The 14,204-nt window shown below is 56.2% G+C and carries 13 protein-coding genes; 6 read left to right on the plus strand and 7 right to left on the minus strand.

Annotated elements, in window-relative coordinates; all coding sequences use genetic code 11:
- Positions 1–292: 292 nt before the first annotated feature.
- A complete protein-coding gene (locus tag VMU57_RS16170; protein ID WP_325385255.1) occupies positions 293–493 on the minus strand; it encodes a DUF2892 domain-containing protein in 201 nt (66 codons plus the stop codon).
- Complete coding sequence (locus VMU57_RS23250) at positions 490–978, minus strand: hypothetical protein (protein WP_422653412.1); 489 nt, start codon at positions 976–978, stop codon at positions 490–492. Before VMU57_RS23250 ends, VMU57_RS16170 begins: the two co-directional genes overlap by 4 nt.
- Positions 979–1,051: 73 nt before the next feature.
- Here VMU57_RS23250 and VMU57_RS16180 point away from each other — a divergent pair, with 73 nt between their 5' ends.
- From VMU57_RS16180 to VMU57_RS16190, 3 genes are read left to right on the plus strand one after another with little or no spacing between them, the layout of a single operon-like run.
- On the plus strand, positions 1,052–2,419 hold the full coding sequence (locus tag VMU57_RS16180) for a TolC family protein (RefSeq protein WP_325385259.1): 1,368 nt from the start codon (positions 1,052–1,054) through the stop codon (positions 2,417–2,419).
- A complete protein-coding gene (locus tag VMU57_RS16185) occupies positions 2,416–3,513 on the plus strand; it encodes an efflux RND transporter periplasmic adaptor subunit (protein ID WP_325385261.1) in 1,098 nt (365 codons plus the stop codon). Before VMU57_RS16180 ends, VMU57_RS16185 begins: the two co-directional genes overlap by 4 nt.
- A complete protein-coding gene (locus VMU57_RS16190; protein WP_325385263.1) occupies positions 3,510–6,713 on the plus strand; it encodes an efflux RND transporter permease subunit in 3,204 nt (1,067 codons plus the stop codon). The genes VMU57_RS16185 and VMU57_RS16190 overlap by 4 nt, the downstream gene beginning before the upstream one ends.
- 172 nt (positions 6,714–6,885) lie before the next feature.
- Here the strand turns inward: VMU57_RS16190 and VMU57_RS23110 are convergent, their stop codons facing one another.
- Together VMU57_RS23110 and VMU57_RS16195 are read right to left on the minus strand one after the other, a co-directional pair.
- Complete coding sequence (locus VMU57_RS23110; protein ID WP_414648664.1) at positions 6,886–7,380, minus strand: transposase; 495 nt, start codon at positions 7,378–7,380, stop codon at positions 6,886–6,888.
- 53 nt (positions 7,381–7,433) lie between these two features.
- Complete coding sequence (locus tag VMU57_RS16195) at positions 7,434–7,955, minus strand: IS110 family transposase (protein WP_325385265.1); 522 nt, start codon at positions 7,953–7,955, stop codon at positions 7,434–7,436.
- A 335-nt stretch (positions 7,956–8,290) separates the two neighbouring features.
- Between VMU57_RS16195 and VMU57_RS16200 the strand changes: the two genes are divergently transcribed.
- Both VMU57_RS16200 and VMU57_RS16205 read left to right on the plus strand, forming a co-directional pair.
- Complete coding sequence (locus tag VMU57_RS16200; RefSeq protein WP_325385267.1) at positions 8,291–8,557, plus strand: hypothetical protein; 267 nt, start codon at positions 8,291–8,293, stop codon at positions 8,555–8,557.
- Between the two features lie 7 nt (positions 8,558–8,564).
- Positions 8,565–8,942 carry a hypothetical protein gene (locus tag VMU57_RS16205; RefSeq protein ID WP_325385269.1) on the plus strand — a complete coding sequence of 126 codons (378 nt, stop codon included), beginning with the start codon at positions 8,565–8,567 and terminating at the stop codon, positions 8,940–8,942.
- Between the two features lie 304 nt (positions 8,943–9,246).
- On the opposite strand, the gene VMU57_RS16210 is transcribed toward VMU57_RS16205, so the two are convergent.
- From VMU57_RS16210 to VMU57_RS16220, 3 genes are all read right to left on the minus strand, one after another.
- Complete coding sequence (locus tag VMU57_RS16210; protein WP_325385271.1) at positions 9,247–10,053, minus strand: phosphatase PAP2 family protein; 807 nt, start codon at positions 10,051–10,053, stop codon at positions 9,247–9,249.
- Between the two features lie 38 nt (positions 10,054–10,091).
- Positions 10,092–12,965, minus strand: coding sequence for a TonB-dependent receptor (locus VMU57_RS16215; protein WP_325385273.1), 2,874 nt, complete (start codon positions 12,963–12,965; stop codon positions 10,092–10,094).
- Between the two features lie 109 nt (positions 12,966–13,074).
- Positions 13,075–13,380 carry a hypothetical protein gene (locus VMU57_RS16220; RefSeq protein WP_325385275.1) on the minus strand — a complete coding sequence of 102 codons (306 nt, stop codon included), beginning with the start codon at positions 13,378–13,380 and terminating at the stop codon, positions 13,075–13,077.
- A gap of 375 nt (positions 13,381–13,755) precedes the next feature.
- On the opposite strand from VMU57_RS16220, the gene VMU57_RS16225 reads away from it, so the two are divergent.
- A partial coding sequence (locus VMU57_RS16225; protein ID WP_325385277.1) for a c-type cytochrome occupies positions 13,756–14,204 on the plus strand: 449 nt, incomplete at its 3' end.

The raw sequence follows: 14,204 nt of genomic DNA on the forward strand, positions 1-14,204 counted from the left end.
CTCATGCTCTCTTGACTATGTTGTATCGCTCGACGGATCGCCTCTGTCGTTGTGGCGCTCCGGTGTAGAACCTGTCCCATAGTGCCTCCTTCTCACGCTCAGAAAAGTATGCACCATCAAATGCCGGGACTAAACACCTAGTACGAGTAGGGCAACGTCATTAATCCAGCTTTAGTACCAAATGGTCATTGCTAAGAGATCACGAGGTTGGACTCAAGATGTCCAGCCTCCCTTAAGACTTCGATTCCAACCTGACGCAACAGATGTCAATGGACGACTTCTGTTACGTCGATCACTTCGAGATGGAGTCGCGCAGGCCCAGCCAACGAAAGATCGTCATCGCCGGGCACCAATTGGTGAACGCAGATTGCAACAGGTTGAGGCCAACAAAGGCGGTCAGTAAGAGCCAATAAGGCGATGCCCAATGTGCCAACGCCAAAGATAGGAGGATCATGGCTCCGGCAAGCATGCGTACTGCGATTTCAACTGTCATTGTGGTGTCCTTTCACTGGCGATATGTGCCAGCATCCAATCGTGGTGAGTTGTGATAAATTGTAGTACATGCGCATAAAGTGATATTCTGCAGTCATGAGCGAGATTACTCTGTCCGGCAGAACACTTGAATTGGTCGCACGTCGCTTTCATTATCTTGCCGAACCATTTCGCCTGCGGATTCTTCAGTCCCTGTCCCGATCCGAGAAGACCGTTGCGGAGTTGGTGGAAGACCTTGATGCCAATCAGCCAAACGTCTCGAAGCACCTGAACCTCCTGCGGGAAGGCGGTTTGGTGGCTCGTCGGAAGCTGGGAACGAGTAGAATCTACTCGATTGCGGATCCGCTGATCTTTCCGCTCTGCGACTTGGTGTGCAAAAGTGCCACCGCCAAGACGAAAGAAGATCTCGCAGTTCTGGAGCGCGAAGATCGACGTCCAAGCCGGACGACCCGCTTGTAACCAACTGCACGATTTGAAATCGATCAATATCGCGACCTCCATTCTCATCCACTATATTACTACATGGTGATATAGTCAATATGTAAATGAGGAGCTATTTATGTCGGTTTGCCGAAAACTTCTGCCCGAACTCCTGATCGCAGTGGGCCTGGCCTTTGGGACCGCCCAAGCGGGACGAGCTCAGACGGCGGACCCGCTATCGATTGATGAGGCCATCTCCCTGGCACGTGTCCACCACCCCCAAGCCGCCGCCGCCGAAGCACAGCAGGAGCAGGCCCGGGCACAATTGCAGCAGGCGAAAGCTCGTCGCTTGCCGACGCTCTCTGCGTCGGAGGATGTGACCTACTCCAATGACCCGGTATTCGCATTTGGAAGCAAGCTGCGTCAGGCAAGATTCAGCTCATCCGACTTTGACCTCGGTGCTTTGAATGACCCGGCTGCGCTCTCGAACTTTAGCGCATCCGCGACCGCGACGTGGACGGCATTCAACGGGGGCGCTACCCGGCGGCAAGTGGATAGTGCCCACACGTCGCTGGAGGCGGCCAAGTTGAACGCTCGCTATAGCCAGGAGCAGATCGCGTCAGAGATTACCAGGCTCTACTATCGTGTCTTGTTAGCGCAGGAGGAGGTCAGAGTCGCAGACAGCGCGCTCAAGCGTACTCGAGAGATCGCAGCCGACATACAGGATCGCGTGCACTCAGGACTCTCGCTCGAGTCCGACGGCTTGCGCACGCGCCTTGCGCTGCGGAATACCGAAGACGATCTGGCCTCCGCACAGAGCAACGTCGTGCTCGCCAAGCAAGACCTGTTCGACGCTATCGGTACGCCTCAGGCCGACCGTCCGCTTGTCCCTCCAGACGTCCACGCTACTATAGCGACTCCAGAACCAGTCACTGCAATCCACTCTCCTGACGCCCGCTTCGATCTACAGGCGCTCCGGTTGCAGCAGCAGGCGGCAAAGCAGACTCTCGCTTCTATCCGCGCCACGGCGTGGCCACAGGTTTCCACCTACGGCCATGTCGAAAACGATGCCGAGCACTTTGTCACGAATGGCAGCGGAAACTGGACCCTCGGAGCAAAGGTCGAGCTGCACATCTTTGACGGTGGGGCGCGCAGAGCTCAGGAAGACGAGGCCGAAGCCCAGGAGCACCTGCTCGCTGCGCGGGAGCGCGAGACCGCCCTGGCAGCGCGCGCGACCGTCGATTCTCTGCAGCAGCAGATTGGCGACCTTCATCGCCGCTTTGACACGGCAGATGCTGCCATCTCCGTGCAGCAGGAGGTCTTGCAGACGGCGCGTGATCGTTACGCTGCCGGCCTCGATTCCATCAGTGATGTGCTGAGTGGAGAAAGTGATCTCTCCAGCGCTGAGTTTACCCGCGCGCGCATTTTCTATCAGATCTGTATCGCAAGGACCGAACTGGCGTTGGCCAGTGGTTCCCCTTTGGTATCGAAAGCAGGTCAGCCATGAAGAAGTACCTAGTTCTTGCAGTCCTCCCGGGGCTCGTCGTTTTTTCTGGTTGCCACCAGCCGACGCCCTCCGCGTCATCCGAGCCAGCCGTTGCGGTGCAAACGGTCGCGGTATCTTCGCAGACCGGCAGCGCGACCGTGAGCATCGCGGGCGTGGTCAAGCCTCGCCTGGAAGCGGATCTCTCAGCGCAAATTGTTGCGCCTATTTCAGTCGTAACGAAGCGCGAAGGTGATCACTTTCGTCGAGGCGATGTGCTGGTGCGGCTCCATGCTCCCGCCCTCGATGCCGACGTGATACAAGCGCAAGCAATGCTCGCGAGCGCTCGGCAGCAGGAGCATGCCTCCACAACACAAGAAAAACTGGCATCGGACACTCTTGGGAGGTACGCGCAACTTCGAGAGCGGCATTCTGTGACGCCGTACGAACTCGATCAGATCAAGACGCAGAGCGCCTCCGCACAGGCCCAGCGGCAGAGCGCAGCGGCGCAGGTAGCGGCGGCACAAGCAGCAGTTACCGCACAGCGGAGCAATGCTTCGAATGCGGTTCTGTATGCTCCGTTCGACGGCGTAGTGACACATCGCATGGTTGATCCCGGTGCTATGGCGTCTCCCGGAGTACCCATCCTGCACCTGCAATCGACGGACCAGCGGGAGGTCGAGTTCTCGGTTCCCGATGTCTTTCTGGCAACGCTACGCGTTGGATCGATGGTTCCGGTCGCCATGGAGGGTGAATCGTCCACACAGGCGAAGGTCGCGAATATCTCACCGGCGGGCGACGCTGGCTCACATTCGTTCCTCGTGAAGGCAGAGCTGCCACCGGCGTCCATCTGGAGTGTCGGGTCCGTGGTCCAGGTAATGCTGCCATCGGCAAGGAGATCCGCCGGTCTCTTCGTGCCATCGCAGTCGATCATCCATCAGGGAGGCCTGGACGCTGTACTTGTCGTGACACCCGATGCGCATGCCGAGGTGCGCTATGTCACGCTCGGAAGCGCGAGCGATGGGGAGATAGAGGTGCTCAGTGGCCTACACGCGGGTGAGCGCGTCGCCCGCCAAGGAGACTTGTCACTCGCTGGCCGCACGATTGAGGTTCGATGATGAAGAAACGCAATCTTGCCGGGCGCATTGCCGCAGCCTTCATCGAGTCGAAGCTCACTCTCCTGCTGATCATCTCGGCCATCGCCCTGGGGGGCCTGAGCCTCACCGAGATTCCACGTGAAGAGGAGCCGCAGATTGTGGTTCCGATGATCGACATCTTCACAGCCATGCCGGGAGCGTCGGCGAAGGAGGTGGAAGAGCGTGTCAGCACCCCTCTCGAACGCATCCTGCGGAACAACTCGGGCGTCGAGTACATCTACTCGACAAGCCAGCCGGGTCTTAGCCTTGTTACCGTTCGCTTTCGCGTCGGCGAGAAAGAGGACGATGCGATCGTCCAGACGTATAAGCAGATGGACGGCGCGCGCGAGGCATTACCGCCTGGCGTGTCGCAACCGCTGCTGAAGGTTCGCTCGATCAACGATGTGCCAATGATGACCCTAACCCTGACGGGTGCGGATTACAGCGTCGTCCAGTTGCGCAAGATCGCCAACGAACTCGACCAGCAGATCAAGCGGGTCGGTGATGTGGCCCAGACATCCGTTATCGGAGGCCAGCCGCGAAAGATCAATATCTGGTTCAACTCGGCGAAGCTAGCTTCGTACGGCCTCACACCGGAGGGCCTGGCGACTCGCCTTCAAGCGGACAACACGCAGATCACACCGACATGCTTCACAGCCGGAGGCGAGAGCGCAATGCTGCAGGTCGGCAGTTTTTTGGGCTCTGTCCAGGACCTTGCGAACACCGCGATCGGCGTACATAACGGCGCGCCGATATACCTCCGGGACGTGGCGCGCGTGGAAGATGGGGGCTCGGACGTAACCAGCTATGTCATGTCGGGAATCGGACTAGGACATAGCAATACACAGGAAACGCCCGCTGTGACGATCGCGATCTCAAAGCGAGCAGGGACGAACGCCACCACAATCTCCGATGAGATCAAAGGAAGGCTTAAGGATCTGCGTGGCACACTTCTGCCATCGGATATCAAGATCGACATCACGCGGGACTATGGCCAGACTGCGAAAGACAAGGCCAACGAGCTTCTGTTGCACTTGTTTATAGCCACGCTCTCGGTGACGTTGTTGATAGCCTTCGCGCTTGGCTGGCGCGAGGGTGGCGTAGTTCTGGTGGCCATCCCGGTCACGCTTTCGCTGACGATTGCGATGTTCTATTTCTATGGCTATACCATCAATCGAATCACGCTATTCGCCTTGATCTTCTCCATAGGCATCCTGGTCGACGACGCCATTGTGGTGGTCGAAAACATGGTGCGTCACTTCCGAATGGGCGAGAATCGGGGCCGCGATCTCCGTGAGGTCGCCATAGACGCAGTCGATGAAGTGGGAAATCCTACGATCCTCGCGACCTTTGCCGTTATCGCAGCGATCCTTCCGATGGCTTTCGTGCGTGGGCTCATGGGACCGTACATGCGACCGATTCCCATCGGGGCATCGTCCGCGATGCTGTTTTCCCTGCTGGTCGCGTTCACCGTGACGCCGTGGACTGCGCTGAAGTTTCTGCGCGGACGGAAGGAAAGCCACCATGAGGAAAAGGAAGGTAAGCTGACCACTCGCTATCGCGGGCTTATGGCCAGTCTGCTCGACAACCGGAAGAATGCGATGATGTTCCTCGGCGTCGTTGTCGTCCTGTTCCTGCTCGCGGTCTCGCTTATCCCGCTTAAGGTCGTCGAGGTGAAGATGCTTCCCTTCGACAACAAGAGCGAGTTCCAGGTGATCCTGAATATGCCAGAGGGTTCCACGCTGGAGCAAACGACTGCTGTTGCACAGCAGATGGGCCGGCGGATCGCCGCCGATCCCGAGGTGACGGACTACCAGATCTACTCGGGCACGGCGGCGCCGTTTAACTTCAATGGACTCGTTCGCCACTACTATCTCCGAGGCGGTCCCAGCCAGGCGGACATCCAGATCAACCTTAAGCCGCGCGACGAGCGCAAGGCGCAAAGCCACGACATCGCCAAACGCCTGCGGCCCATACTGAAACAGATTGCCGACGCAGCCGGTGGGCGCATTGCCGTCGCAGAAGTGCCGCCAGGGCCCCCCGTGCAGGAAACGCTAGTCGCCGAGATCTACGGCCCCAACTACCAGAAGCAGATACAACTCGCCGCTGAAGTGAAGCGCATCTTCGAGCATACGGATGGTGTTGTGGACACCGATTGGTTCGTAGAGGCTCCAGAGAAGAAGTACGATCTGCATGTCGACTCAGCCCAGGCTGCACTAGCCGGTCTGACGACACAGCAGATCGTAGCTAATACTAGCGATGCAGTCGAAGGTCGCGATATCACCCTCCTTCACGATCCTCGTTCGCGCGAGGCTGTGCCTATACACATACAGCTAGACCGCACTTTACGCTCCAGCCTTGAATCGATCCGTAACATTCAATTGGCCACCCCGGGTGGCAATCCGGTAAGTATTGGCAGCCTTGGAACGATCTCCAGCGGCACGATCGATCAACAGATTATGCACAAGAATCTCTTGCCGGTAGTCTATGTCCTCGGCGACGTATCCGGTGCTGCCGAAAGCCCCGTGTACGCGATTTTGAAGATGAAGGCGGAGATCAACAAGCTCAAAGCGCCGGACGGCCTGGCAATCACGCAATACTCCACACAACTCCCCACCGACACCCAACATTACTCACTCAAGTGGGATGGGGAATGGCAGATTACGTATGAGGTCTTCCGCGATCTCGGCCTTGCCTTCGCTGTTGTTCTTATCCTGATCTACATCCTCGTGGTGGGCTGGTTCCGCTCATTCATAACGCCGCTGGTCATCATGGCTCCGATCCCGCTTACGCTGGTGGGCATCCTCCCGGGGCATGCGTTGCTGGGTGCGTTCTTTACTGCAACCTCGATGATTGGATTCATCGCTGGCGCCGGTATCATCGTGCGGAACTCCATCATCCTCGTTGACTTCATCGAGGTTCGCCGCCGAGAGGGTCTAACGCTGCGGGACGCGGTGATCGATGCGGGAGCCGTCCGTTTCCGCCCTATGCTGCTCACTGCGGCCGCGGTCGTGCTTGGCTCTTCCGTCATCCTCAGCGATCCCATTTTCCAGGGCCTCGCGATCTCACTGATGGCCGGCGAGGTCGCGTCAACGCTCCTGTCTCGCATCGCGATTCCAGTGCTCTACTTCTACACCGACCGCTGGAGACATCCGGTCAACAGAACACATGCGGAGAGCTAAGATTACGCCGTTCTCTATAAGAGCGCGGGTCGAAGACGCGCTTCAAGCTTAGAGGCCATAGAGGAAGAAGTTCTGACGTCCGGGCAAAGAAAAATGACTAAACGCAGTTCACATCGAGTGACCTGCTCAGGGAAGGCCGATGCACTCATCCGTTCCGGTTTGTGGCCGAAAACTAAATCAGACGTGGATAGTTGCCAATAGACACGCTTCCGAAGCTGACCGGCTCAGGACAACGTGATCCCTGGAAACAGCTTGTGCCCTCATACTTCACGCCGCTTCGAAATATCCCATATATGGCGTGGAGCAACTTCCGCGCAACAGCAATGAGTGCCTGGAGACAGGCCTTCTTTAGAGCCAGAAGGCTTTCGAAAAAAGCCTTTGTGTGGGGATCACACCGAGATGCAACGAGCGCCGGCATATAAAGCGCTCTTCTCAGGTGACGATTTCCCGCACGGCTGATGCGAGACGCCTTCCTCACTGAGCTTCCTGATATTTCATGGGCAGGATCCAGGCTGCTATGCGCGACCCATTCTCGCACGGTAAGGTCTGACGGCAGTGTGGACAGTTCAGCGAGCAATTGCATCGCGCTTACCTGAGCGATTCCCGGAATGCTTACCAAGAGCTCAAATCGCTTACGGAGCAACTCGTCCTTTCGGACGAGTGCCATTGCTTCGCCCCGAAGCTTCTGGATCCGTAGCTCCAGGGATGCCACGGAACGTTTCAAATCTTGAACAACGCAGCTGGGGTGGAAGTGGAGCCGTGGGCCGCGTGAAGACGGTTTTGATTCTGGGTGCTCTGGACAGTGAGGTCCTCGATATGGCGAACGATCGAGCGCAGTCGCATTGAACTGGAACTAGGGGCGACCCAGGCCGCGAACGGCATCCGATGAGTGTATTCAGCTAACACCTCGACGTCTGCCGCATCGGTTTTTGACCGTCGAATAGTTTGAGCAAATCGGTTAGCGACTTTGGGATTCAAGACTGCGACTTCGATCCCTTCTGCCGCATCAAGCGCAAACGCGAGATCAAGAGAGTAAATTCCGGTCGCTTCCAACGACACCCGAACCGGTGATTTGGTCTTCCGTAGCCAACCGATAAGAGCCCTGTGACCAATCGGATTGTTAGCGAAGCTCCTTTGCTCTGCTGGCTGAGCCACGCGCTGAATCGCGACGGTGAGACTTTTGGCGCTGACGTCGATACCACAATATAGCATTCCCTGGATTTGGCTGGATCGTTTGCTCATGAACGGCCTCCGGACTTAAGATTCGGCCTCGGCGCCCGTCCCTGTCCGCGGTCACGGACTCGCTCTTATCGCCGACCTTGAACATGCAGGCTTGATGCCTCCGATTCTCCACGGCGTAATAAGAGAGGGACGGTGGCCGTTCTCTGCGACAGGCTCAGGATCACTCCCGGCCTCAGGTGGGTACGGCCTCTCCGCCGAAGCGCAACTTCATCGTTACGCCTCGAGCCTCGACATACAAGATGGGGGCGGAGAACGCGAATGCGTTCGCAGAGAGGGAGGAAGCTTCCGCCCACAAGGAAGTTTGTTAGTTCTTGCGCTTCTGCAACAATCAAACTATGAGTGCTGACAAGCCAACGATTCGGGTTGAAGACGGAAATGAACTTGCAGCAAAACTGCTGGAAGTCGGCAATCTTCTTAAGCCGATTGATGATGAAAATTATTATTTCTTTGAAATCGTGCGAGAGCTGGTCGATGCGAGTTTGACGAATTATCAGGAATTGAGGCGAGGATTTGTTGAAGGCAACAATCCGCTCTTAGCCTGGGCATGTCGGACTTGTTATCGTTCTTCTCTCAGGCGACAATGCGCGACGTTTTGGGGATGACTGGCTGGTGGACGGTGCGGAGTTGGTTCGCGCTCTCCGCGATCTCGAACTTCACTACGACCCAAAGGCATCCGGCGTGGTACTGGATGACGCACTCGATCAATTGCAAAGACAGATGACAGTGGAAAACGTCACAGCAAGCAAGCATCTGGAAGTACGCAAGTTGGCTGAGATCGTTGGACTCAAAGAAGACTATGCCTCTGTCAATCGGGTCTGCTCGAAACTGGTACATCCGACGAGTTGGTCCGTGCTGGCGATGAATAAGGGCACGAATAGCTTTCCTGATGCTCGGGATCTATTGTTCCTCTATGGCGTCGGATACCTCGCGCAAATCACCATCGCAACGCGGGAACATAACACCAAGCAGGGTATGCGCCCGAATTGACGAGTTTTGATTAGTGACTATCGAAGAGACTGACCTGTTTGTTGGTGATGTCTGATTTCTCAACGAGCATCGCTTGCATTTCATGCGATGACAAAATGCGAAGAATATGCACCGGCGGCCTGTCCGCCAACATCAGGTATTTCGCATAGTCGCGTGGTTCCAAGAATGCCGTCATCCGATTATGGATCGGTTTTATGTGGAATGCAGACAATTAGCAAGTGAATGCTGGATTGATCCACAAAACCAAGGATCGCTTGTCTGCCGGTTCTTCGCTATGCTCTGAACCGGCAGCCGAATGAAGACCCTAATATGTCCTGCCATGTCTCGATTGCCGGTGGTGCCGCCGAACGACATACCTTCCTATCAACCAGCCCGCAGCACTCCCGATCAATACGTCTGTTGGGAAATGCTGCTGACCCATGACTCGCGTCAGGCTGACGCCGGTAGCCATCGAATAGACCCCGAGCTGCGCCCAGGGAGAGGGATATTCGCTAGCAATGACTGCTGCGGACGACCAGGCGATGATGCTGTGATTGGAGGGAAACGAGGAGTCAGTTCCGGCTGATCCTTGGAAGAACAAGCCTCTGCCATTATCCTGCATGGGCCGTTCCCGCCAGGACATCAGCTTCAGCCCCTCCTGCACGATATAAGCATCAATTACGGCCTCGCCACTCAGGATGCCTGTCTCTCGTTCATGGGAGTTGTTGTGGAGCAATCCCAAACCATAGAGTCCTGCCGGAATTGCGATGAGTCCACCTGTCAGCCCGTTCGCCGCGTTCGCGTTGGCATTATTGAATCCGGGATCATGGCTGATAATCGAACTCACGGTGTGATGATCCGTGGCTATGCTGACTCCAGTCGCAACCGCCAAGGGTGCAAGCCACACGAAGTCCTTGGGACGAATCCGTGCAGGGCTTGTCCAAATTCCGACTTGGTCCTGAAAGATGTTTTTGGGCATGCCCAGAATGATCTCTTTCTGGCTGGGCTGTGGCGCGTCGGGCAGAGATGATTCGGTCGCAGCTTGACGGGCTGGCTCCTGGGAAAGAGTCGGACAAGCGGTAGTGGTGATAGCGAGTGCGAACACAAGCGCACGCGAGAGAGCAGAGTGCATATTGAATCCTCCATGTAAAAGGTGAAGTAGGTTTGTTGTTAGAACTCGTAATCGAGCGAGAATTGAATCCTTCGCGCAGTAGATGTCGCAATCGGTTGAGCGAATCCACTTGCAGGAGTCCGCTCTGAACCAAATGCCGTGTTGAGCAGAGAAACATTTCGATGGTTCAGAAGATTGAAGGACTCGGCTACGATATCGAGATGTCCGCTGGCGATGGGGATCATCTTCAACACCCTAAGATCGAGGTTGGTATTGGTGCGCGTTTGAAGTGAATTCCGGCTATACCCCACGGACCGCCTTGCAAATGGGAAGATATGCTCCCGATTGCTGTCGAGGCCCGTGATGGGATTTGCACGGAAGCCGCTGGCAATGCTGACAATCGGCGCAAACTCCAGACCCGTAAGCGCCTTCATCAATGAGCCCGGATTCGCATTCTTGGCGGCATCGGCTGGGTCGCCCAGGTCAGGGCCGATCAACCATAGCCCGCTTAATGTGAAGCGATGGCGCTGGTCCATGAGCGATAGTGCCCGCTCGTTTCCGATGGCATAAGGGTTCTGCGGCTGCTCGGAATCGTAGCTGGCATCATCGATGGTCTTGGAATAGGTGTAGCCCGCCATGATCTGCAAATCATCCTGAAACTGACGGTTCAGAGTGATCGTGGCCCCGTTATAGGACGAGGCTGCTGACGTGGCGAACTGATTCACCGCGTCATAGCTTGGGTCGAGACGTGCCTTGGTGAACACCAGAGTTCCAAGTTGCTGAGGCGTTGGCGAGGAGATTCCTACCGTAGGCGCGCTCGCCGATGTGAGGACAAGCGGCGCGGCCAGATTGATGTTGCTGGTTCTACCGAGATGGACGCCATGCACAAATTGGTACTCGCCCGTGAGCGTCGTCTGCCACGGCAGCGATCTCTCAACACTCAGAGAGGCAACTTCGCTGTAGGGATTGTGAAGCCCAGACTGTGCTGTCCATATACTCGGCGCGACACCAGCAAGCGGAGCAGATGGAATATTGCCACTCCGATAAAGGTTCGCTGCGTCGATATCCTCCACAATTTGCGCGGCGGCGTGTGTTCCATCGAACTCGGAGATTCGGTTGATGGTCGCAAGCTCAAGACGGTCATAGAAGATGCCGAATCCACTGCGTATGATCGTGTCTTTAAGCGGAGTCCAGGCAATGCCGAATCGAGGACTGAAATTGAGAGCATCCTGAGAAAATGACGAGGGCAGCCGGTTGTATTCGTAGCGGAGGCCATAGTCGAGTGTGACTGAAGGCGTGGCTGTCCAATGATCTTGAATAAACCCGGCAAAACGGATCTCGCCCAGATTGGTATCAAAGTTGCCAAACGACTGCGTGAAGAAATCAGGAGTACCGTTCTGTAGAGCGGCGAGACCGCCGAAGATAAACAACCCTTGTGAGCCGTCCGATACCCGCGTTCGCAGTGCAACGTGATCGGCTCGCCAGCCGAATTGGAGGAAGTGCTGATGGAGTTGCAGCGCGACCGTATCGGCGAATTCAGTATGCGTCTCAAAACGCCGCTCGTTTCCGGAGTACGGAGTGCCGAACAAAGCCATACCTGCAATGAGAATTCCCGGTCCAGTGGCTTGTCCTGTGCGCTCGACCGCCCGCCTCTGCGCCAGCTCGAAGCTGAACTTGTTCATCAGGCTTCCGCTCATTGTGGATGTAAGCGTTCCGTTGATGCTGTTGTCCGCGAGGAACGAGGAACCGCGCGCCGTCCGGTCGGCCAGTTCGTCAGTATGGAAGGCATCATTTACATTCCGACTATTCGTGAAGGCGTACCGCAGCATGATGCTCTCGTGTGCGGTCAGTGTGCGGTCGATGCGGCCAGACAATTCCGTTTCCTGGTCCGTCGTGGGGAAGAAGCCGGCTTGCAAAGTGAGTCCGGCGAGTGGCGCATACCGTTGTATCGAGTTGTTAATTCTGGCTAATGTAGATGGATCCAGGTCATTGATGTCCTCGCCTCGTGCCATCTCCTGTTCCGCCGCAACATAGTAGAAGGTTTTGTCACGTTGAATCGGTCCGCCGAGCGCGACACCGGCGCGCACTCGACACTCGTCTGGTTTATATGGATAAAGGCCAAGCGGCGGAGTGCCGTTCAGAGCGCCATTTTGGACAAAGGTAAAGGCATCGCCATGGATGCGGTTCACGCCGGTGCGCGTCTGAACGTCAATAGAGCCGCCGGCACCGCCGCCTGACTGTGCGGCAAATCCATGATTGACGATCTGGAAATCGCTGATAGCCTCGGGCGAGAGCTGTGTCCGGCTGCCGCCTGTGTACTCATCGTTATCATTGACTCCATCCAGATAAATCGCGTTGCTCCCTGGCCGCAGGCCGCCGAAGCTAAAGCTGCCGCCGCCTGGCGTCGCGCCCTGCTGTTGCAGCGCAGGGTTGGCGGCGGCAACCTGCGGGGAGAGTAGAACAAAGGTCAGATAATTGCGGCTTGGAATGGGAAGCTCTTCCACGCGGTCACGGTCGATGTTCACCACTGAAGAGGTCTGCGAGGTATCGAATGTCACAGGGGCTGCCGTCACGTTGACGTTCTGTTGCGTGCTTGAAACGGAGAGACGAATCGACAGATGGGTTGTGCGACCGACCGCGACCGAGACGGTCTCTTCATCCGGAGCAAATAATGCAGCCCTGGTTTTTATGGTGTAGCCACCACTCGGCAGGTCGCGCAGAAGAAAACTTCCATCGTCTGCACTGGTGGTGGTACGGGCTGGGGCGTCAAATGCGGATAGAGCTACCGTAGCACCCGCTACTGGGCTGCCATCAGGACCGACGATAATTCCAGCCACAATCCCCGCATTGCTCGTCTGAGCAAGAGACACGACCGGAAGTGCCGCACAAATAGCAAGCAGCACAAAACAGAATACAGCTTTGACAACAGACATCCAGTTTCTCCAAAGAGATAGGCGTCCCGCGTAGAACACGCGGATACGCAAGCGTCATCGATAAGACACACCGAGGCGGCGCATCCATTCGGGCGCATTTCTTTAGAGATCAGATGCGTAATGGAAGAACGAACAGCGGAGGGACGGCAAAGATGAACGTGTGACCAGTTTCAACAGGTTTGGCACTCTCGTCGTATAGAAAGACCTGCCAAAAGGCGAAGTCAAACCTCAGCGCACCTGACGAGATCAGCTTACATAACAACACAACAAGAGAGAGTGCGAAAAAAAGCGCATACACCTTGAATTCGGTGTCATTCGCAAGCCCTGGTGCATCCCAGCGATCAAAGAGTTCAAGCAGAGGGTAGAACGCTCCTATCAGCATCAGGATCGCGCCGAATTGGAACAGTCGTTTCATACCCTTACCTAAGGAATAACAGCTCTGTTGCACAGAAGCCAAATCCCTCTGATGACAATTCCTTCATTCTCCGATACGGAAGCTTAAGCTCGCATTAAAGTTTCTGTCGTAACATAACCGTGTTATGAGCATAACGCAGCAAAATGCAGACACTTCGCCGTGGCTGCTGCTGGTCTTTACACTTCCCTCGCATAAAGCCAGCGAGCGCGTGGGGATATGGAGAAAGCTGCAAAAGTTCGGTTCGATCCAACTACGAATGCGGGCAGCGGCAGGGACTCTCGGATGAAGAGCTTCTCAAAAGAGGGATGGAACTGCTGGAAGGGTTGTGCCTGTCCCTGAGCAGAGGCAAGCGATAGCAGAAAGGCGGGTTGTGATATGAAGGCACGTCGAATCGTTGGAATTGTCATTCTCGCCGTGGTCGCTCTTGGAGTGGTCGGCGCACTATGGATCAAATGGCACGGGTTTCGTGCCTCATCGACTCCACCCGCAATCGAAGCAGGCGCAGCGCGTTCGATACGCAACTTTGCCATTCCCGGTGCCGAACGCAAGCGAACCAATCCTTTCACCAATGACGACGTGGCACTCGAACAGGGGCGAGAGCAGTTCATGGCGCGATGCGCTAACTGTCACGGCGTAGATGGTTACGGCAATACTGTAGTCGGCGCAAACGAATACCCGCGCGTACCTGATCTGCACTCTGACCTCACACAACAGATGAGCGACGGTGAGATCCACTACATCATCCAAAATGGTGTGCAGCTTACAGGTATGCCCGCCATGCAGGGCATCCACTCGGAAACGGACTCCAATAGCTGGAAGCTGGT

It is taken from the genome of Edaphobacter sp. (assembly GCF_035532915.1).
In the GTDB taxonomy this organism is placed as follows: domain Bacteria; phylum Acidobacteriota; class Terriglobia; order Terriglobales; family Acidobacteriaceae; genus Edaphobacter.

Coding starts and splice junctions, on each gene's coding strand:
- VMU57_RS16195 (WP_325385265.1), bottom strand. CDS start 7,955: ATGAGCAAACGATCCAGCCAAATCCAGGGAATGCTATATTGTGGTATC.
- VMU57_RS16210 (WP_325385271.1), bottom strand. CDS start 10,053: ATGCACTCTGCTCTCTCGCGTGCGCTTGTGTTCGCACTCGCTATCACC.
- VMU57_RS16215 (WP_325385273.1), bottom strand. CDS start 12,965: ATGTCTGTTGTCAAAGCTGTATTCTGTTTTGTGCTGCTTGCTATTTGT.
- VMU57_RS16185 (WP_325385261.1), top strand. CDS start 2,416: ATGAAGAAGTACCTAGTTCTTGCAGTCCTCCCGGGGCTCGTCGTTTTT.
- VMU57_RS16220 (WP_325385275.1), bottom strand. CDS start 13,380: ATGAAACGACTGTTCCAATTCGGCGCGATCCTGATGCTGATAGGAGCG.
- VMU57_RS16200 (WP_325385267.1), top strand. CDS start 8,291: ATGAGTGCTGACAAGCCAACGATTCGGGTTGAAGACGGAAATGAACTT.
- VMU57_RS16170 (WP_325385255.1), bottom strand. CDS start 493: ATGACAGTTGAAATCGCAGTACGCATGCTTGCCGGAGCCATGATCCTC.
- VMU57_RS23110 (WP_414648664.1), bottom strand. CDS start 7,380: ATGGCACTCGTCCGAAAGGACGAGTTGCTCCGTAAGCGATTTGAGCTC.
- VMU57_RS16190 (WP_325385263.1), top strand. CDS start 3,510: ATGATGAAGAAACGCAATCTTGCCGGGCGCATTGCCGCAGCCTTCATC.
- VMU57_RS16180 (WP_325385259.1), top strand. CDS start 1,052: ATGTCGGTTTGCCGAAAACTTCTGCCCGAACTCCTGATCGCAGTGGGC.